The sequence below is a fragment of the Mycolicibacterium arabiense genome, from assembly GCF_010731815.2.
Taxonomy (GTDB): domain Bacteria; phylum Actinomycetota; class Actinomycetes; order Mycobacteriales; family Mycobacteriaceae; genus Mycobacterium; species Mycobacterium arabiense.
This window is the reverse complement of record NZ_AP022593.1, coordinates 1,689,019-1,707,154: the sequence shown is the minus strand read 5'-3', so window position 1 is coordinate 1,707,154 and position 18,136 is coordinate 1,689,019. Positions and strand designations below refer to the sequence as shown.

Sequence of the window (18,136 nt, the reverse complement as noted above, 5' to 3'; positions counted from 1 at the left end):
CGTCACGTCCGTCGCCGACGCGCTGGCCGGACATAGTCGGCGATGATGCGCTCGCGCAGCGAGTTCAGTGCCCGATCGAGCGGGTAGGAGTCGTCGAACAGGATCCACTGGTAGACCACTCCCAGCCCGGCGGTGCTGATGTCGGCCGTCGCGGCCTCGACGTCGATGCCGTCGCGCACCGATCCGTCGGCGAGCCCGGCGCGCAGACCCGCCTCCACGGTGGCCGCTCCGCCGGTGAGCCACTGCTGCATACGGCTCCTGACCGGCGACGTGGACTTGACCGCTTCGAAGGCCAGCACGAACACCGCGCGCGTGAACGCCGTGTCCTCGGCGTAGAGCTCGATGATTCGGTCGACGTGGCGGAGCGCCGTGGTCAGGCCGTCGGCGCCGGCCACCGGTGTGGCGTCCAGTCGGGCCTCGTAGGTGTCGCGGAACAGCGTGTCGAGGATGGCCTCCTTGCTGCCGTACCGCGCATGCACCATTGCGCGGCTGTAGCCGGCTCGCCGACCGATCTCGGCCGCCGTCGTTGCCTCCCAACCCTTCTCGACGATCAGACTGGCCGCAGCCTCGACCAGCCTGCGAGCCGACAGTTCGACGCGCTGGGTTTGGGTCAGCCCGCGGGCGGGGGAGGGCACCCTTGCATATTAGACGCTCGACAATTAACTTGAGCCCATCGTCAATCAATCAGCAGTGCCATCAGGCATCGAGGGCGTCGATGCCGCGTGGCTCACCGAGGCCCTCGGCGTCGAGGTCACGGGCGTCCGAAGCGATCGCATCGCACTCGACACCGGGTTCTCGTCGCTGCTCTACCGATTGCACCTGACCGGCGACCACGCCCCGGCGACCGTCATCGCCAAGTTGCCCGCGCAGTCCGAGGCGCGCGGTGCCATGGAACTACTGGGCGGATATAGCCGGGAACTGGCGTTCTACCGGACCGTGGCGGCCCATGCCCCGATCGCGACACCGCGTGTGCACGCGGCCCGCATCGCCGAGGTCGGCACCGACTTCGTCTTGATCCTCGAGGACCTCTCGAACTGGGACAACGCCGACCACCTCGCCGGACTCTCGATGGACCGGGCGCGAACCTGCATCGCCGCTCTGGCCGGCCTGCACGCGTGGTCGCGCACGTCGGCGGATCCGGCCGTGCTGCAAGCGTTCCCGAGCCTGGACGCCCCGATCGCGCGAGATCTGCTGCTGCCCGTGTTCGCGCCCGGCTGGCGGGTCTACCGGGAACACACGGACGCGACGGTTCCTGGCGCCGTCGGTGCGTTCGCCGAACGCTTCGCCGAACGGGCGGTGACAGCGCTGGCGCAGCTCACCGAGCGCGAGATGCTTCTGCACGGAGACATCCGCGCGGACAACCTGTTCTTCTCCGGCGAGGCCATGAAGGTCGTCGACTTCCAGTTCGCTGCCCGCGGGTGCGGGGCTTCGGACATCGCGTACCTCGTCACCCAGGGTCTGCCGAGCGGCGCGCGGGAGGGCCACGACGAGGCGCTCGTCCGCGAGTACCTCGACCACCTGGCCGCCGCGGGGCTGCGCGACTACGGCTTCGACGACGCGTGGCGGCACTACCGGCTGGCTGCCGTCTACCTGATGCTGCTGCCGGTCATCACGCTCACCGGGTGGGATGCGTTGCCGGAACGGTCGAGACGACTGTGCCTGACGCTGACCGACCGGGCGGTGGCCGCGATCGCCGCCGTCGACGCGCTGGCGGCCTTCCCGTGACGCGGTCGGCGCGCGAGGTGGTCGAGCTGTACAACCTCGTCGTGTGGAATCAGCGGGACTTCGCCTTGGCCGAGGAGTTGATGGGTGAGACGGTCACCCGACACGACGTGGGGGAGGCGACCGTGCTCACCCACGAGCAGGCCGTGGCGCGAATAGTCGATCATTGGGCCATGTTCGAGACCATCCGCTTCGAGCTGAACCTGGTGGTTGCCGGCGACGACGGCGAACACGTGGCGATCGTGTACCAGTCGCCGATGTCGTTGAAGGACGGGACCGAGACCACCGTCGGCAGCATGGAGATCTTCCGCGTGGTCGGCGGCAGGATCACCGAGGTCTGGAATTGCGGCTACAAGCAAGGAGTCTGGAGATGAGAGTGCTCGACGAGCTGGGCTACTACCTACTCGCCGGTGCCGGCGGTGAGGGACCGGCCACTCTGATGGACGAGGCGCGCCGCGGCGAGGAACTCGGCTTCGGCACCGGCTTCATCTCCGAGCGGTGGAACGTCAAGGAGGCGTCGTCGCTCACCGGTGCGGCGCTCGCCGTCACCGAACGGATGCAGATCGCCACCGCCGCAACCAATCACAACACCCGGCATCCGCTCATCACGGGCTCGTGGGCGACGACGATGCACCGGCTGTCCGGCGGCCGGTTCACCCTGGGACTCGGCAGGGGCATCGCCGCGATGTACGACGCGTTCGGCGTGCCCGCGGTCACCACCGCGCAGATGGAGGACTTCGCGCAGGTGATGCGCAAGCTCTGGCACGGGGAGCTGATCTTCGGCCACGACGGGCCGATCGGCAAGTACCAGGTGCTGTTCCTCGACCCCGACTTCGACGAGGACATCCGGCTGGCGATCGTCGCGTTCGGTCCGCAGACGCTCGCCTTGGGAGGCCGGGAGTTCGACGACGTCATCCTGCACACGTACTTCACCCCGGAGACACTGCAGCGGGCGGTCAAGACGGTCAAGGACGCGGCCGAGCAGGCCGGGCGCGACCCGGCCAGCGTGCGGGTGTGGTCGTGCTTCGCGACGGTCGGCGACCACCTGCCCGAGGAACTGCGGCTGAAGAAGACCGTCGCCCGGCTGGCGACCTACCTACAGGGCTACGGCGACCTGCTGGTCAAGACCAACGGCTGGGATCCCGCAGTCCTTCAGCGTTTCCGGGACGACCCGGTGGTGCAGTCCATCCCGGGCGGCATCGATCACAAGGCCACCGCCGATCAGATCGAGCACGTCGCGACGCTGATCCCGCAGGAGTGGCTCGAGCCCTCGGCGACCGGTACGGCACGCCAGTGCGTGGACCGGGTGCGCAAGGAGTTCGACTACGGCGCAGACGCGGTGATCATGCACGGTGCTACGCCGGACGAGCTGGCGCCGATCGTCGCCGCGTACCGGGAGTCCGTGAGCTAGCGCCCGCCATCGCGGCCGGGAGGGGTGCGGTCAGCATCGCCCCCAGCATCGCGATCAACTCCTCGGCCGTCGCGGCCATGTCCGGCTCGTTCTGCGCCCGGTGTTCGCGATCGGCCAGCAGGGCGAACATGGCCGTGGCGACCGCGCCGACGCGCCGGTGGCGGCTCGCGTGGTCGGTGGTGGGTACCGCGCGGGCCAGCCCGTCCATGACGTCGGGCCACACGGAGTTCGGGGTCTGATCGGTGTCGGTGCGCAGGTAGTGGGCTGCCGCGTGGAGGAAGCGCGCGTAGCAGGCGCTGTCGACGTGAAGCAGCGGCAGCACCATGACCCGCAGCAGCACGTCGACGTCGGTCCGCTGATCCGCGTCGAGTGCCTCGAGCATCAGGCGGCGCTCGTGCTCCATGGGCTCGAGTCTGCGCACGACGATCGCGTCGATGAGGTCCTGCCGGTTGCGGAAGTGGTAGTTCACCGCCGAGTTGTTGCGTTGCCCCGCGGCCAGGGCGATGTCGCGCAGCGGTACCCGGACGCCCTGCTCCGCGATGAGCCGCTCGGCGGCGTCGAGGATGGCGTGTCTGGTCTGCTCGCCCCGGGCCATGGGGGAATGGTACTTGAGCAATTAAGCGATTTCGCTTAGTGTCGGTGGTCGACGAAGGGGACGCCCATGACCGAGGCCGACGCAATTCGGGAGATCGACACCGGTTCACCCATGCAGCGATTCGCCAGGGGATGGCACTGCCTGGGGTTGGCCGAGGACTTCGCCGACGGAAAGCCGCACGGGATCGATGCGTTCGGCACCAAGCTGGTGGTGTTCAGCGACGCCGACGGTGCCCGCCACGTCCTCGACGCGTACTGCAGGCACATGGGTGGGGATCTGTCGCAGGGCACGGTCAAGGGCGACTCGCTGGCGTGCCCGTTTCACGACTGGCGCTGGCAGGGTTCGACGGGACGCTGCTCGCTGGTGCCGTACGCCAAGCGCACGCCGCGTCTCGCGCGCACGCGCCGGTGGCCCACCCGCGAGGTCAACGGGCAACTGCTGGTGTGGCACGACCCCGAGGGCTCGGCGCCGCCGGAGGAACTCTTCCCGCCCGAGATCGACGGGTACTCCGACGGAGTGTGGTCGCCGTGGTCGTGGAACCGCATCCTGATCGAGGGCTCGCACTGCCGCGAGATCGTCGACAACAACGTCGACATGGCGCACTTCTTCTACATCCATCACGCGTACCCGACGTACTTCAAGAACGTGATCGAAGGGCACACCGCGACGCAGTTCATGGAGTCCAGGGCTAGGCCCGACGTGACGCCCAACTTCGAGAAGCTCTGGGAGGGAACGAAGTTGCGGTCCGAGGCGACGTACTTCGGCCCGGCCTACATGATCAACTGGCTGCACAACGACGTGGCGCCCGACTTCACCATCGAGGTGGCGCTGATCAACTGCCACTACCCGGTGACGCATGACTCGTTCGTCCTGCAGTGGGGTGTGGCCGTGCAGGCGATCCCGGGTCTACCCGCGGACAAGGCCGCGAAGCTCGCGGGCTCGATGGCGAAGTCGTTCGGGGAGGGCTTCCTCGAGGACGTCGAGATCTGGAAGCACAAGGCGCGCATCGACAATCCGCTGCTGACCGAGGAGGACGGCGCGGTGTATCAGCACCGCCGGTGGTACGAGCAGTTCTACGTCGACGTCGCCGACGTCACCCCGGACATGACCGACAGGTTCGAACTCGAGGTGGACACCACCCACGCCAACGACTTCTGGCAGTCGGAGGTCGCCGACAACATGGTTCAGAGCGTCCCGTCGAGCTGACCGAGACGGTCCGTCAGCCGCAGGTTCTCCGAATAGTCCACCGGGCAGGCGATGATCGACACGCCGTCGTCGGCCAGAGCCGTGCGCAGTGTGGGCAGCAGGTCGTCGGCGGCCTCGATCCGGTAGCCGTTGGCCCCGAAGCTCTCTGCGTACTCGACGACGTCGGGGTTGCCGAAGCCGACGTAGTAGTGATCGCCGAGTTCGAGGTCCATCTTCCACTCGATCAGGCCGTAGCCGTTGTCCTCCCAGATCAGCACCACCAGCGGGATGCGCTCGCGCACCGCGGTTTCGATCTCCTGGGAGTTCATGAGGAATGCGCCGTCGCCCATCACCGCCAGCACCTTGGCGTCGGGCCGGGCCAGCTTCACCCCCAGCGCGCCGGGTAGGGAGAACGCCATCGTGGACAGGCCGTTGGAGATCAGGCAGGTGTTCGCCTCGTAGGTGGGGTACAGCCGTGCCATCCACATCTTGGCCGCACCGGTGTCGACCAGCACCACGTCACCGTGTCCGAGCGCTGCGCGGGTGTCGGCGACGATGCGCTGCGGGGCCAGCGGGAACCGGGCGTCGGCCTGCCCGCGGGCGAACTCCTCGCTCAGGAGGCCTGCGCCGGGCGCGGCCGCATCGGCGCCCTCGAAGCGGTGCCCCGCCAGGGCCTCCCGCAGCGCGTCCAGCGACGCCCCGATGTCGCCGACGATGCCGACGTCGACGGAGTAGTGGGCGTCGACCTCGGCGGGGAACCGGTGCACGTGGATGATGGGCTTGTCGGCCTCGGGGTTGATGCGGACCGGGTCGAACTCCTGCAGTTCGTAGCCGACGGCGATCACCAGGTCCGCGTCGTCGAAGCCGAAGTTCACGTAGTCGTGCCGCATGAAGCCGATGGTGCCCATGCCGTTCGGGTGATCGTCGGGCATCACGCCCTTGCCGTGGAACGTGTTGGCCACCCGGATGCCCAGTTCCTCGGACAACCGCACCAGCGGCGCGGTGGCGTGCGCACGTGCTGCACCGTGGCCGGCGAGTACCACCGGACGCTTCGCCGACCGCAGCAGATCGGCGGCGCGGGCCACCTGTGCCGGTGAGGGCGCCTCGGCCCGGACGACGTTGCGTGGCAGGGGAGCGATGTCGTAGCCGGCCTCGTCGGCGTCGATGTTCTCCGGGATGGCCAGGTACACCGCGGCCGGGCGTTCGGTCTCGGCGAGCTTGAACGCCTTGCGGAACATCTCGGGGATCGCCAGCGGTGACGGCACGCCATCGGACCACCGCGTGATCGGGGCGAACATGGCCACCAGGTCGACGTACTGGTGGGACTCCTTGTACTCCCGGTTCTGTCCGACCTGTGCCGAGATCGCCACCAGCGGAGTGCTGTTGGTGGTCGCGTCGGCGACGCCCAGCTGCATGTTGATCGCACCGGGGCCGAGCGTGGCCGACACGACCGCGGGCCGGCCGGTGACCCGGCCGTACATCTCGGCCATGAACGAGGCGCCCTGCTCGTGCCTGCACAGCACGTACCGGATCTGCTCGGACCGGGCGAGCGCCCGCGTGAAGTGGATGTTCTCCTCGCCGGGTATGCCGAAGACCAGCGTCACGCCCTCGGCCTCGAGGCACTCGACCATCAGTTCGGCAGGAGTCGGCATGCTGCCACGCTACGGCAGGATGACCGTCCGGCTCACGGGTTCGGCGGCTGCCTGCCTGGCGTGGAGACCGCGATGCAGGCCGGCGAGCAACGCATCGCGTGTCTCACGCGGATCGATCAGCTCGTCGAAGCCGAGGTGCTCCGCCGAGCGGTAGGAGGCCTGTAGTTCGGCGTCGCGCAGCTTGGCGCTCACGTCCTCCTCGGCGTGCGTGGCGCGGGTCAGTGCCGCTGCACTCATCGCGCCCATCGTCGCCCCGGGGTAGGCGTAGGTGGCGCCCTGGTTGTCGAAGCCGAGCAGCGACATGACCATCGAGCCGAATCCGTATGCCTTGCGCAGGGTCACGTGCAACTTCAGCGTGGTCGCCGCGGTCTGCGCAGCGAACATGCGGCCCCCGGCGCGCAGTACCCCGGCGCGTTCGGATCGACTACCGGGCAGCATGCCCGGGTTGTCGGCCAGGAAGACGATCGGCAGGTGGAAGGAGTCGGCGACCAGGATGAAGTGCGCGGCCTTGTCGGCGGCGTCGGCGTCGATCGAGCCGGCCATCACCCGGGGCTGATTCGCCACCACCGCAACGGGATTGCCGCCCAGATGACCGAGCGCGCAGATGATCGCCCTGCCGAACTTCGGCTGCACCTCGAACCAGTCGGGACGGTCGAGGATGACGTCGAGCGCGTTGCGCATGTCGTAGACGCGCTTGTTGTCCCGCGAGACGATGTCGAGCAGCTCGGGGGTTGCGCGGGCTGCGGTGGTCGCGTCGTCGGGCAGTCGCGCGGGGTACGACCACGCGCTGGGTGGGAAGTACGACAGATACCGGCGGACGTCGTCGAGCACGGTTTCGTCGTCTTCGCCGAGGTTGTGGATCACCCCGCTGGACAGCGCGACGTCGGGCCCGCCGAGGTCCTCCTTGGTGATCTCCTCGCCCGTGCTCTCCTTGACCACTGGCGGCCCTGCCGTGAAGATCGCGCCCTGGCGGCTCATGATGCGGAAGTCGCACACCGGGGCGACCAGTGCGCCGTGTCCGGCGGACGGGCCCAGCACTGCGGCCACGGTCGGTACCTTGCCCGAGCAGTTCGCCTGGGCCAGCAGGTCGGTCGGGGTGCGGCCGTAGTGGCCGCCGGTGGGTCGAAAACCGGCTCCCTCCAACAACATCACCAGCGGCACGCGATGACGCAGCGCGAGTTCTGCGATGCGGTACCGCTTGGAGTTGCCGCCGGGGCCGATGCTGCCCGCGAGCGTCGTGAAGTCCTCGGCGCCGACCATCACTGGGGTGCCGTTCACTGCGCCCGAGCCGACGACGATCCCGTCGGCGGCGATGTCACCGCCGACCAGGGTGCCCAGTTCGCGGAACGAACCCGCGTCCAGCAGCCGGTCGAGGCGGGCACGGGCGTCGAGCTCGCCCTTGGCGTGGTGCTTGGCGACCCGCTCCGGTCCGCCCATGGCCTTGGTGTGGCTGCGCCGCCGCGCCAGGTCCGCCAGTGTCTCGTCCCAGTCGGAAGCCTTCGCCACGTCGTCCTCCCACCAAGACCGTTGACCATACTGAAGTGCTTACTGTAGCGTCTGCCGCATGCACGGCGGCGACGGGGGGCGAGCTGCCGCCAGGCCCGTCACCGCCGCCTCCGTACTGGCCGATCCGTTGGCCTACACCGACGAGGTGGGCCTGCACCGCGCGCTCACCCACCTGCGTGCGACTGCGCCGGTGTCCTGGGTGGACGTGCCGAACTACGCACCGTTCTGGGCGATCACCAAGCACGCCGACATCATCGAGATCGAGCGTGCCAACGACGTGTTCACCAACTCGCCGCGACCGGTGCTGGTGACCAGGGAGGGCGACGAGCAACAAGCCGCCTCCGGCATCAAGACCCTGATCCACATGGACGACCCGCAGCACCGGGACGTGCGGGCGATCGGCGCCAACTGGTTCCGGCCAAAGGCCATGCGCGCGTTGAAGGATCGCGCCGACGCACTGGCCAAGCAGTTCGTCGACGCAATGGTGACCGAGGGGCCGGAATGCGACTTCGTGCAGAAGGTCGCCGTCAACTACCCGCTCTACATGATCATGACCCTGCTGGGCGTGCCCGAGGACGACTTCGGGCTGATGCTCAAGCTGACCCAGGAACTGTTCGGCAGCGACGACGACGAGTTCAAGCGCGGTGACATGGCCGAGCAGATGACGGCTCTGCTCGAGATGTTCCAGTACTTCACCGAGCTGACCGCGGCGCGCCGGGCCAACCCGACCGAGGACTTGGCGTCGGCGATCGCCAACGCCACGATCGACGGCGAGCCGCTGACGGACATCGAGACGGTGTCCTACTACGCCATCATTGCCGCCGCCGGTCACGACACGTCGAGCGCGAGCATTGCCGGCGGCATGCACGCGCTCATCGAGCAACCCGAGCAGTTGGCGCGGCTGCGCGACGACCCGGCCCTGATGCCGCTGGCTGTGGAGGAGATGGTGCGCTGGACGACACCGGTGAAGGAGTTCATGCGAACCGCGCAGCGCGACTATGTCATTCGCGGTGTGACGATCGCCGCGGGGGAGTCGGTGCTGCTGTCCTACGTCTCCGGCAACCGTGACGAGGAGGTATTCGCCGACCCGTTCACGTTCGACGTCGGCCGAGTTCCGAACCGCCACATCGCGTTCGGCTACGGCGTGCACTTTTGCCTCGGCGCCGCGCTGGCTCGGCTCGAGATCGCCAGCTTCTTCGGCGAGCTGCTACCGCGGTTGGAGTCGGTCGAACTCGCCGGCCCGCCCGACTATCTGGCGACGACCTTCGTCGGCGGGCTCAAGCACCTGCCGATCCGGTATTCGCTGCGCTAGCAGCAGCGCGTCTGCGGATTCCGTTCCGTGGCATCGTGACGCATGCGCCAGTAGTCCCGCTCGGACATCACCGGATCGCCGGGATGGGTGCGCGAGCGGTGTTCGACGTAGCGGCGATAGTGGTTGTCGCCCATCAGTGACCCCCAGTACCAACTGATCTGGCGGGCGTATGCGGTGACTCGTCCCATTGCTTCTGCACCTCCTTCTCAGCCTTGGTGGCCAGCAGTCCGGACGGAGCGAAGATGCGCGACGGCACCGGCTCGTCCTCGGTCAGCGGCCTGCCGCGACCCTGAATCGCCTTGAGCGCCATGACGACACCGGCGGCGAACACGATGACCACCAGCACGGCGAACACGATCGACAGCGTGCCCTGGATGAAGGTGTTGCGAATGACGGCGTCGAGCTGGCCGGCGTCCTTGGCGGCGCCGAACGCCGTCTTGCCCGCGTCCTTGGCGTCGCGGTACTGGAAGTGCTGCGTCCAGTAGCCGACCTTCGGGTCGCCCGAGAAGATCTTCTGCCACGAGGCGGTCATCGTCACGACGAGGTCCCATGCCAGTGGAATGCCGGGGATCCACGCCCACTTCAGCAGACCGCGCTTGATGATGACGACGGTGACCACCGTCAGCGCGATGGCGGCCAGCAGCTGGTTGGCGATGCCGAACAGGGGGAACAGCGTGTTGATGCCGCCGAGGGGGTCGGTGACGCCCATCAGCAGGATGCTGCCCCACGCGGCGACCACGATGATGCTGCAGATCCATGCGCCCACACGCCAACTCGGGTTCTGCAGCTTCTTGAACGGGCCGCCGAGGTTGCCGAGGCCGTCGGAGAGCATGAAGCGCGCCACCCGGGTGCCGGCGTCGACCGTGGTGAGGATGAACAGCGCCTCGAACATGATCGCGAAGTGGTACCAGAACGCCTTCAGCGCCTCACCGCCGAACACCTGGTGCAGAACCTCGGACATGCCGAACGCCAGCGTCGGTGCGCCGCCCGTGCGGGAGACGATGGACTCCTCGCCGACGCTCTCGGCGGCAGCATCGATCTCCGCTCCAGTGATGGGCGGGCCGGACAGGCCGAGCCCGTTGACGTAGTCGGCGGCGGTCTGCGCGGTGGTGCCGGTGGATGCGGCAGGCGCGTTCATCGTGAAGTACAGGTGCTGGTTGAGGATCGCAGCGGTGATGAGCGCCATGATCGCCACGAACGACTCGGTCAGCATGCCGCCGTAGCCGATCAGCCGCATCTGGCTTTCCTTCTCGAGCAGCTTCGGCGTGGTGCCCGAGGAGATCAGCGAGTGGAAACCCGACAGCGCGCCGCACGCGATCGTGATGAACAGGAACGGGAACAGCGACCCGGCGAAGACCGGGCCGGTGCCGCTGGCGGCGAACGACGAGACCGCGGGCGCCTCCATGATCGGGCGGGCCAGCAGGATGCCGATGGCCAGCAGCACGATCGTGCCGACCTTCATGAAGGTGGACAGGTAGTCGCGGGGGGCGAGCAGCAACCACACCGGCAGCACCGAGGCAGCGAGGCCGTAGGCGATGATGCACCAGGACAGCGCGACCTTCGACAGGGTGAACCAGTCGGCGCCCCACGCCGTTTCGGCAACCCAGCCGCCGGAGACGACGGCGAGCAGCAGTAGCACGACGCCGATCAGCGAGACCTCGGATACCCGACCGGGCCGCAGGTAGCGCAGGTAGAGACCCATGAAGATCGCGATGGGGATCGTCATGGCGATGGAGAAGACGCCCCATGGGCTCTCGGAGAGGGCGTTTACGACGACGAGCGCCAGCACTGCCAGCAGGATCACCATGATGACCAGCACGCCGACGATCGCGGCGACACCGCCGATGGTGCCGAGTTCGTCGCGGGCCATCTGGCCCAGCGAGCGACCGCGGCGGCGCACCGAGATCGAGAGCACCAGGTAGTCCTGCACGCAGCCGGCGACCAACGCGCCGATGATGATCCAGATGGTGCCGGGCAGGTAGCCCATCTGCATGGCGAGCACCGGGCCCACCAGGGGGCCTGCGCCGGCGATGGCCGCGAAGTGGTGACCGAACAGCACGCGCCGGTCGGTGGGCATGTAGTCGGTGCCGTTCTCGAAGATCTCGGCAGGGGTGGCGACGTCGTCGCGGGGCTTGACGATCTTCATCTCGATCAACCGGGCGTAGAACCGGAAGCCGATGACGTACGTACAGAACGCGGCGATGACGAACCAGACCGCGTTGACCGTCTCCCCGCGGAAGAAGGCGATCACGGCCCACGCGACCGCGCCGATGATGGCGATGACGCCGAAGACGATCTTGTGCTTCAGGGTGATCGGTGAGCGGTCGATGATCGCGACCGGGGGCAGGTCGGCGCTATTGCGGACGTACGTGATGTCGCCGACGGTCTCTTCGGTGCGCTCCGACGTGGTGGCCCGGGGCGTGGGTGGTGATGCAGCCATAGGGCGATCCTGTCATCGTGGCTCTGGGGATTGGCGAGAACGCCCCGTTTGGTGCGTCGTTCAGGGGCGGTCGTAGAGTGCCCGCACGGTGTCCACGGTGTCGGCCTCCTCGGGACGCTTGTCGTCGCGGTAACGCACCACCCGTGCGAAGCGCAGCGCCATCCCCGCGGGGTAGCGAGTGGACCCCTGCACGCCGTCGAGGGCGATCTCGACGACCTGTTCGGGTCGGACGGGGACGACGTAGGAGTCGGTGGGCCCGGTGGCGAGTTCTGTGAAGCGCGCGGTCTGCCAGTCGAGCATCTCGTCGGTCATGCCCTTGAACGTCTTGCCGAGCATGACGTAGCCGCCGGTGTCGGGGTCGCGGGCGCCGAGGTGGATGTTCGACAGCTTGCCGGTGCGGCGGCCCGAGCCCCATTCGACGGCGAGCACCACGAGGTCGAGCGTGTGGACGGGTTTGACCTTGAGCCAGCCCGCGCCGCGCCGGCCCGCCTCGTACGGCGACGACGGCGCCTTGGCCATCACGCCCTCGTGGCCGGCGTCGAGCGTGGCCTTGAGGAACGCCTCGGCCGCGTCGGCGTCGTCGGTGAACAGTCGGTCGACCCGCTGGGAGGCGGGCACGATCGAGTCGAGGGCTGTGAGCCGGTCGGTGGTGGAGGCGTCGAGCAGGTCGACCCCGTCGAGGTGCAGCAGGTCGAAGAAGAAGACCGACAGCGGTTGCGTCGCGGCGTCCCTGGTGCCGCGTGAGCCGAACCGCGATGCGGTCACCTGGAAGCGGTCGGGCCGGCCGTCGGGCCGCAGCGCGATGGCTTCGCCGTCGGCGATGAGCGCGTGCACGGGCAGGGCGAGCGTGGCGTCGACGACCTCGGGCAGGCGGTCGGTGACGTCGTCGAGGCTGCGGGTGTATATCGACACGTCGTCGCCGTCGCGGTGGATCTGGACGCGGGCGCCGTCGAGCTTCGCCTCGAATATGGCCGTGCCACCGAGTTTCTCGAGCGCGTGCGCCACGCCGGTGGACGTCTGCGCGAGCATGGGGCCGACGGGTGTGCCCACGTGCAGGGTGAACCGGTCGAGTGCGTCGGCGCCCTCGGTGAGGACGGCGGCGGCCACGGTGGCGAGGTCGCCGCTGAGCATTGCCGCCCGGCGGACGCCAGGAGCGGGCAGGCCGGCGGCCTTGGCGACGGCGTCGGCCATGACGCCCACCAGCGCGCCCTGGCGCAGTTCGCCGCCGAGCAGTCGGCGCAGGAACGTCTGCTCGACGTCGGTGGCTGCGCCGAACAGTCCGGCGAGCAGCTCGGCGCGGCGCGCTTGCGAGCCCTTGCCCGCGACGGCCTTGATCTCGCTGAAGGTGGCGTGCACCCCGGTGACGGTCAACGTGGGTTCGGCGGCAGGCGCGGGCAGCGAGCGCAACGCGGCCCAACCGACGCCGATCTGCCGTTGCGGTAGGTCGCCCGAAAGCCAGGTGACCACGATGGCGGGGGTGGTCGTGTCGGCGGGGATGGCTGGGTCGGCGGGGTCGGATGGGGCCGCCGCAGCCGTCAGCAGCTCGGCGATCCTGGCGATCTTCGCCGAGCGTGATGACACCGCGCCGACGTCGACCGACGCCGCGGCGACGTCATGAAGCAACACGCCTCCAGACTGGCACGGCGGTGTGACATCGCGGGAGCGGGCCGGCTGACGTGGGCGCCCAGCCGGTCGCGGGCGGCTAGCCCGGCGCGGACCCGTCAGCGAGTACTGCGGTCAGAACGTCGGCTTCGGACCGCACCGCCGCGGCACGCTCCTCGGCGCCGTTGTCCTCCAACTGCTCGGCAGCCCTCAGGCGTTCGTCGACCTCTGCCCGAAGCAGCGCCCGGATCTGGGCGTCGGTCAGCTGCCGCCGGGCAACCTCGGTGGACCCGAGACCGGACCCGGCCCCGGCGATCGCGCCGTCGGGTGTCACGACGGGTGCCGTTTCGCGCGGGATTTGGGCGTCTGGCGTCTCGGCGTCGGGTGTCTCGGCGTTGTCGATCGCACTCAGCGCGCAGCGCAGGGCGGAGACCCTCGTCTGGTCGCGCTGCTTGCGCGCCGTGAGCAGTTGGGCGCGCAGCGTCTCGCGCCACGTCGTCGCTGGCTCGGTCATCCGGTCATAGTGCTACCTCGCTTTCGTTCGTGTCATCTCATTTGTCGGTGGTCGCTGGCATCCTGTCGCTCCAACGACCTGGGGGGATCGATGACCACACCGAAGCAACGCAGACGACAGCAACCGTGCGGCAGGCACCGGCGTCCGCTGCCGCGGACATTCCACTTGATCGACCTCGAGAACCTCTGTCCGCGCGGACATGTCACGCCGCGTGCCGTTCGCAGGATCTGGGATCTCTACGAGGACCGGGTCGGCGTCTACAACGACGACGGCGTGGTGGTGGCGGTAGACGGGTCGCGGGCGTTCGCCGCATCGGAGTCGTTGCCGCCGGGGATCCGTCTGCTCACCGGTCGAGGCCGCGACGGTGCCGACCGCGCGCTGCTGCGCGTCGCTGACATCGGCTGGGCGAAGCGGTGTTACGAGCGTGTCATCGTGGCTTCGGGTGATCACGTCTTCGCGCCATCCGTGCGGGAGTGGCAGGCCGCCGGCGTCAAGGTCGAACTCGTCGCCGGCTGCGGCACGGTGGCGCGCGTTCTCACTGACACGGGCGTTCCGATCCACCGGCTTATGGCCAATTGACCCAGACGGGTGGGGGCGCGACACTTGCTGCCGCGAGGGCCGCCTCTTCCTGGTTGAGTCGGCGGTCGTCGGCGATGCGTTGGGCGCGGTCTTGGGCGCGGGTGCGTTTTCGGCGTGGCATGGTGAGGCCAGGGTTGTGTTGTGACACTTCGGTTCTGGCTTCATCAGTGATCGTGACTGGTGCGGTGGGCGTGCAGAGGCTGGGGAACAGCAGCTTGCTGCCCGGCTCGGTGACGTAGGTCCGGCCGTGGGGTGAGGTCCAGATGATGGTGCCGTCGGGGAGCTGTCGATCGCGCCAGCCGGTGGGTCCGCCCCAGAAGGTTTTGAGCAAGTGGTGTCGACGGCATAGGCATTTGAGGTTCGACGCGCAGGTGGGTCCGATCGGCCAGGCGATGGTGTGGTCGATGTCGGTGTTTGTGGCTGGTTCGCTGCAGCCGGGGAAGCGGCAGGTCATGTCTCGGCAGCGGACGAATTCGGCGAGTCGGCGCGATGGGGTGTAGCGGGGTTCTGGTGGACTGTCGCCGGGGTGGCGGACCTTGTGGATCTTCGCGGTGAGCGCGAAGCGGCGGGCCAGTGCGCCGGGGAGGAATGGGCCGCCGATGATGGTGCCGGGGCGGGTGGCGGGGGATTCAAGGTTAATCGAGGCAGCAGTCTCGACGTGGTCGCTCGAACCTAGCGCGTCATCCGCGGCGTGGTCGGCGGCGTCGTCGCAAGAGTCGCTCCCCAACCCATGCTGGTCCGCGGGTTCGGCGTCGTCCTCGACGCCCGGTTCGGGGCCAATGTCCTGTTGGTCATTTGCCGCGCCCGCGCCTGTGTCGTGGGCGGTGGCAACTTCCGCCCTCCCGTCATCGGTGTCGTTTAGGTTGCCGCCCAACTCGTCCCACGTGGTGATCTCCGACAGGGGCTTGTCGAATAGCGGCTCGGGTTCGCCGTCGAGCGCGGCATCGTGTGCCTTCGCGGCGTCGGAGTTCTCGTCGAGGGTGTCCTCGTTCACCACGACATAGACCACCGCATTGCCCTTCGGGGGCGTCTTGGGTCCTTGGCAGTCATCGCTTCCACACAGGCACGGCAGGTAGTCGAGGGCGTGGGTGATCGAGTGGACGGCATCGGCGCGACGCTGCTCGACGGTCCGCGGGTCACCCGGGCACACGGTGTGGGCCAGGACGTTCAAGCGCTTCTCTAAGGTCTTGCCGTGGGTGGCGAACAGGGTGCCGAACATCGTGGCCGTGCCCGAGCCGTCGTAGTCGAACTGGATGTTGCGGCCCTTCGCGGTGAGCTTCGTGCGATAGACACCGTGGGGGTCGTGCTCGGCGACGATCGCATCAACGGCGGTGTTCAGCTTCTCCTCCGACATCGGCGCCCACTCGGTCAAGACGTCAGCGAACGCCTTGTCGACCGCCCGCTGGGCGGCTCGGTCTCGGACCAGGGCGGTGCGCGTCGTGATCGCCGACACGACACGGTACGACACCAGTCCCTGCGCGAAGAGCTTGGCGACCTCGGGCAGCCGATCCCGCAGCGCGGTCGCGATCAACAGCTGATGCGATGCAGCGCCTTGAGTGATGTTCTGCTCGGCCCCGATCTCCGCAGCGACGGCTCCCCAGTTGTCCAGGTACCACTGCTCCCGATCGGCCGACCCGTCGGCGGCGTAGGCCTGGTCCAAGAGCACGACCATCGCGGCGAGTCGACGCGCGGTGGCTGCGGCCTCGACCCGCGCCCATTCCCCGACGGTGCCGGAGGCGTCGAAGGCGGTGGCGAACCGATCGAACATACATTCGATTATAGGGCGAAGGGCAGACACCACCGGGCACCAAAAACCGATGCTGACCACGCCGTGGATGAAGTCGGCATTGGGGATGACTCAACCCGAGAGCGGCCGCTGTGTCGGCCCCTTGGTGTACGGCGAGTTGTTCTTCAAGGCCCGCCATTTGACAGAGCCGCCGGCCCCTCACATCACCGCGAACGACACCGTGTGCCACCCCGTCGCGCCATCGGGCACCACATCGGCCAGCTGAGAGGTCTGCACCGCACCGGTGCCGTCGGTCGCCCGCACCGAGATCTCGTGGAGTCCTGGCTCGCCGGCCTCCCACGTGAACTTCCACAGCCGCCACGTTTCGTTCGAGTAGGCCGCACCGAGTTGGGCTGGCTGCCAACGATCCTCAGTGGCGCCGGGTCCCTTGACGCGAACCTCGACGGCCTTCACCCCGCGGTTCTGCGCCCACGCCACGCCGCCGAACGTCACGGTGCCGCGCGGCACGTCCTGACCACTGCGGGGGACGTCGACACGCGACTGCGTCTTGATCGGCCCGAGCGCAGCCCACCCGAGTTTCGTCCAGTACGCCTCGGCCCGATCGAACCGGGTGAGTTCCAGGTCGACGACCCACTTCGTCGCGGACACATAGCCGTACAGGCCCGGCACCACCAGACGGGCGGGATAGCCATGCTCGGTCGGCAGTGGGGCGTCGTTCATCCCGATCGCCAGCAGTGAATCCCGCTGGTCGGTCATCGCCTCGATCGGCGAGCCGGCAGTGAACCCGTCGATCGACTTCGACAGCAGCATGTCGGCGTCGGACTGAACCCCCGCCCGGGCCAAGATGTCCCGCACGCGATATCCCGTCCACTTCGCGGTCGAGATCAAGTCCCCGCCTACCGGATTCGAGACGCACGCGAGCGTCACGACGTCCTCGACCACCTCGAACTGCTCGAGGTCGTCGAAGGTCAGGTCCACCTCGCGGTCGACCATGCCGTGAATGCGCAGGCGCCAGTCCTCGCGGCTCAGCTGCGGCACCGAAAGGGCGGTGTCGATCCGATAGAAGTCGGCACTGGGAGTGATGAACGTAGGTAGGGAAACCCCGGCGGGTTGGACGGCCGGCGGCACCGGCGGGGCAACGGCCTTCGGCGTGGGTAGCGCGAAGGCGCTGCGATCACCGGAGACCGACGCGCGCATCCTCGTCAGCACCGCACCGCCCACGCCGGTCAACGCGCCGCCGGCCAGGAAGCCCAGCGTGATCAACGACAGCCGTCGACCAGGGTCGGGCACCGGGCCGATCCGCGTGCCCGCGCTGGCGCGGCCGCGGTCGTCGCGCGCCGGGGGCCCGTCGGTGAATCTGCCCGACGCGAGGAACCGCAGCACCGCGATGCCGCACACCGTTCCCACGAGGGTGGGCACGGTGTCGGCGATCGTCGCGCCCTCACGTGACAGCACGGCCGCGCAGCCGGCGATCCCCGCCGCGGCGATGACGAGACTGCCCACCGGGAGGCGCGGCCGTTCCAACTGCGCTGCAAGCCCGGCGATCAACGCGATGACACCGAGGATCAGCAGTGTCAGCACCAATTTGTCGGAGGTGCCGAAGGTCTGGATGGCCCATTCCTTCACCGGCCCGGGCGTGAGGTCGATGACCGCCGACCCCACCGCGGTACGCGAATCCGCAGACGGACCGAACGGAGCTGCGACCAATTGGGCAACCCCGAGGGCGACTGCGGCGGCAGCTACGCCCGCCATCGGGCGGGGGTGAACAGCCTGACGTGCCATCCCGCCAAGGTACCTACTCGGCCACTCGAAAGCCTTACCGTAAAGTGACGACGCCAGTGCCTTACACAATGACCTCAAAGTGACACGTT

The 18,136-nt window shown here is 68.4% G+C and carries 16 protein-coding genes; 6 read left to right on the top strand and 10 right to left on the bottom strand.

Annotated features, from left to right (window positions below):
* Nucleotides 1-2 precede the first annotated feature (2 nt).
* Nucleotides 3-635 carry a TetR/AcrR family transcriptional regulator gene (locus G6N61_RS09900; RefSeq protein WP_163918362.1) on the bottom strand — a complete coding sequence of 211 codons (633 nt, stop codon included), beginning with the start codon at nucleotides 633-635 and terminating at the stop codon, nucleotides 3-5.
* Nucleotides 636-690: 55 nt separating this feature from the next.
* Between G6N61_RS09900 and G6N61_RS09895 the strand changes: the two genes are divergently transcribed.
* The 3 genes from G6N61_RS09895 to G6N61_RS09885 are packed head-to-tail and all read left to right on the top strand — an operon-like array spanning nucleotide 691 to nucleotide 3,133.
* Nucleotides 691-1,725, top strand: a complete 1,035-nt coding sequence (locus G6N61_RS09895) for a phosphotransferase (RefSeq protein ID WP_235887471.1) — start codon at nucleotides 691-693, stop codon at nucleotides 1,723-1,725.
* The gene (locus tag G6N61_RS09890) at nucleotides 1,722-2,096 is read left to right on the top strand and encodes a nuclear transport factor 2 family protein (RefSeq protein WP_163918361.1); all 375 of its coding nucleotides are present in this window, start codon (nucleotides 1,722-1,724) and stop codon (nucleotides 2,094-2,096) included. Before G6N61_RS09895 ends, G6N61_RS09890 begins: the two co-directional genes overlap by 4 nt.
* Complete coding sequence (locus tag G6N61_RS09885; protein WP_163918360.1) at nucleotides 2,093-3,133, top strand: TIGR03857 family LLM class F420-dependent oxidoreductase; 1,041 nt, start codon at nucleotides 2,093-2,095, stop codon at nucleotides 3,131-3,133. Before G6N61_RS09890 ends, G6N61_RS09885 begins: the two co-directional genes overlap by 4 nt.
* Here G6N61_RS09885 and G6N61_RS09880 read toward each other — a convergent pair.
* Nucleotides 3,078-3,728 (bottom strand): TetR family transcriptional regulator, encoded by a 651-nt coding sequence (locus tag G6N61_RS09880; protein WP_163918359.1) that lies wholly within the window; start codon nucleotides 3,726-3,728, stop codon nucleotides 3,078-3,080. The genes G6N61_RS09885 and G6N61_RS09880 overlap by 56 nt on opposite strands.
* A gap of 66 nt (nucleotides 3,729-3,794) precedes the next feature.
* Between G6N61_RS09880 and G6N61_RS09875 the strand changes: the two genes are divergently transcribed.
* A complete protein-coding gene (locus G6N61_RS09875) occupies nucleotides 3,795-4,934 on the top strand; it encodes a 3-ketosteroid-9-alpha-monooxygenase, oxygenase component (RefSeq protein WP_163918358.1) in 1,140 nt (379 codons plus the stop codon).
* Here the strand turns inward: G6N61_RS09875 and G6N61_RS09870 are convergent.
* Nucleotides 4,913-6,565, bottom strand: coding sequence for an acetolactate synthase large subunit (locus G6N61_RS09870; RefSeq protein ID WP_163918357.1), 1,653 nt, complete (start codon nucleotides 6,563-6,565; stop codon nucleotides 4,913-4,915). The genes G6N61_RS09875 and G6N61_RS09870 overlap by 22 nt on opposite strands.
* A gap of 9 nt (nucleotides 6,566-6,574) precedes the next feature.
* Complete coding sequence (locus G6N61_RS09865; protein WP_163918356.1) at nucleotides 6,575-8,071, bottom strand: acyl-CoA carboxylase subunit beta; 1,497 nt, start codon at nucleotides 8,069-8,071, stop codon at nucleotides 6,575-6,577.
* A 58-nt stretch (nucleotides 8,072-8,129) separates the two neighbouring features.
* Between G6N61_RS09865 and G6N61_RS09860 the strand changes: the two genes are divergently transcribed.
* On the top strand, nucleotides 8,130-9,383 hold the full coding sequence (locus tag G6N61_RS09860) for a cytochrome P450 (RefSeq protein ID WP_163918355.1): 1,254 nt from the start codon (nucleotides 8,130-8,132) through the stop codon (nucleotides 9,381-9,383).
* On the opposite strand, the gene G6N61_RS09855 is transcribed toward G6N61_RS09860, so the two are convergent.
* The 4 genes from G6N61_RS09855 to G6N61_RS09840 form a co-directional block, all read right to left on the bottom strand.
* Nucleotides 9,380-9,517, bottom strand: coding sequence for a CstA-like transporter-associated (seleno)protein (locus G6N61_RS09855; RefSeq protein WP_372481314.1), 138 nt, complete (start codon nucleotides 9,515-9,517; stop codon nucleotides 9,380-9,382). The genes G6N61_RS09860 and G6N61_RS09855 overlap by 4 nt on opposite strands.
* The gene (locus tag G6N61_RS09850; RefSeq protein WP_163918353.1) at nucleotides 9,517-11,823 is read right to left on the bottom strand and encodes a carbon starvation CstA family protein; all 2,307 of its coding nucleotides are present in this window, start codon (nucleotides 11,821-11,823) and stop codon (nucleotides 9,517-9,519) included. Before G6N61_RS09850 ends, G6N61_RS09855 begins: the two co-directional genes overlap by 1 nt.
* Before the next feature lie 60 nt (nucleotides 11,824-11,883).
* Complete coding sequence (locus G6N61_RS09845; protein ID WP_163918352.1) at nucleotides 11,884-13,449, bottom strand: ATP-dependent DNA ligase; 1,566 nt, start codon at nucleotides 13,447-13,449, stop codon at nucleotides 11,884-11,886.
* A gap of 76 nt (nucleotides 13,450-13,525) precedes the next feature.
* Entirely contained in the window at nucleotides 13,526-13,939 is a 414-nt protein-coding gene (locus tag G6N61_RS09840; protein ID WP_163918351.1) for a glutamyl-tRNA amidotransferase, read from the bottom strand.
* 90 nt (nucleotides 13,940-14,029) lie between these two features.
* Between G6N61_RS09840 and G6N61_RS09835 the strand changes: the two genes are divergently transcribed.
* Complete coding sequence (locus tag G6N61_RS09835; protein ID WP_163918350.1) at nucleotides 14,030-14,518, top strand: PIN domain-containing protein; 489 nt, start codon at nucleotides 14,030-14,032, stop codon at nucleotides 14,516-14,518.
* On the opposite strand, the gene G6N61_RS30800 is transcribed toward G6N61_RS09835, so the two are convergent.
* Together G6N61_RS30800 and G6N61_RS09825 are read right to left on the bottom strand one after the other, a co-directional pair.
* Nucleotides 14,505-16,346: an HNH endonuclease signature motif containing protein gene (locus G6N61_RS30800; RefSeq protein WP_163918349.1), complete on the bottom strand. Its 1,842-nt coding sequence runs from the start codon at nucleotides 16,344-16,346 to the stop codon at nucleotides 14,505-14,507. The two genes, G6N61_RS09835 and G6N61_RS30800, sit on opposite strands and share 14 nt — an antisense overlap.
* A gap of 117 nt (nucleotides 16,347-16,463) precedes the next feature.
* Nucleotides 16,464-18,047, bottom strand: a complete 1,584-nt coding sequence (locus tag G6N61_RS09825; protein WP_163918348.1) for a molybdopterin-dependent oxidoreductase — start codon at nucleotides 18,045-18,047, stop codon at nucleotides 16,464-16,466.
* Nucleotides 18,048-18,136: the final 89 nt, after the last annotated feature.

Coding starts and splice junctions, on each gene's coding strand:
- G6N61_RS09835 (WP_163918350.1), top strand. CDS start 14,030: ATGACCACACCGAAGCAACGCAGACGACAGCAACCGTGCGGCAGGCAC.
- G6N61_RS09875 (WP_163918358.1), top strand. CDS start 3,795: ATGACCGAGGCCGACGCAATTCGGGAGATCGACACCGGTTCACCCATG.
- G6N61_RS09885 (WP_163918360.1), top strand. CDS start 2,093: ATGAGAGTGCTCGACGAGCTGGGCTACTACCTACTCGCCGGTGCCGGC.
- G6N61_RS09850 (WP_163918353.1), bottom strand. CDS start 11,823: ATGGCTGCATCACCACCCACGCCCCGGGCCACCACGTCGGAGCGCACC.
- G6N61_RS09855 (WP_372481314.1), bottom strand. CDS start 9,517: ATGGGCGACAACCACTATCGCCGCTACGTCGAACACCGCTCGCGCACC.
- G6N61_RS09860 (WP_163918355.1), top strand. CDS start 8,130: ATGCACGGCGGCGACGGGGGGCGAGCTGCCGCCAGGCCCGTCACCGCC.
- G6N61_RS09840 (WP_163918351.1), bottom strand. CDS start 13,939: ATGACCGAGCCAGCGACGACGTGGCGCGAGACGCTGCGCGCCCAACTG.
- G6N61_RS09870 (WP_163918357.1), bottom strand. CDS start 6,565: ATGCCGACTCCTGCCGAACTGATGGTCGAGTGCCTCGAGGCCGAGGGC.
- G6N61_RS09825 (WP_163918348.1), bottom strand. CDS start 18,047: ATGGCACGTCAGGCTGTTCACCCCCGCCCGATGGCGGGCGTAGCTGCC.
- G6N61_RS09880 (WP_163918359.1), bottom strand. CDS start 3,728: ATGGCCCGGGGCGAGCAGACCAGACACGCCATCCTCGACGCCGCCGAG.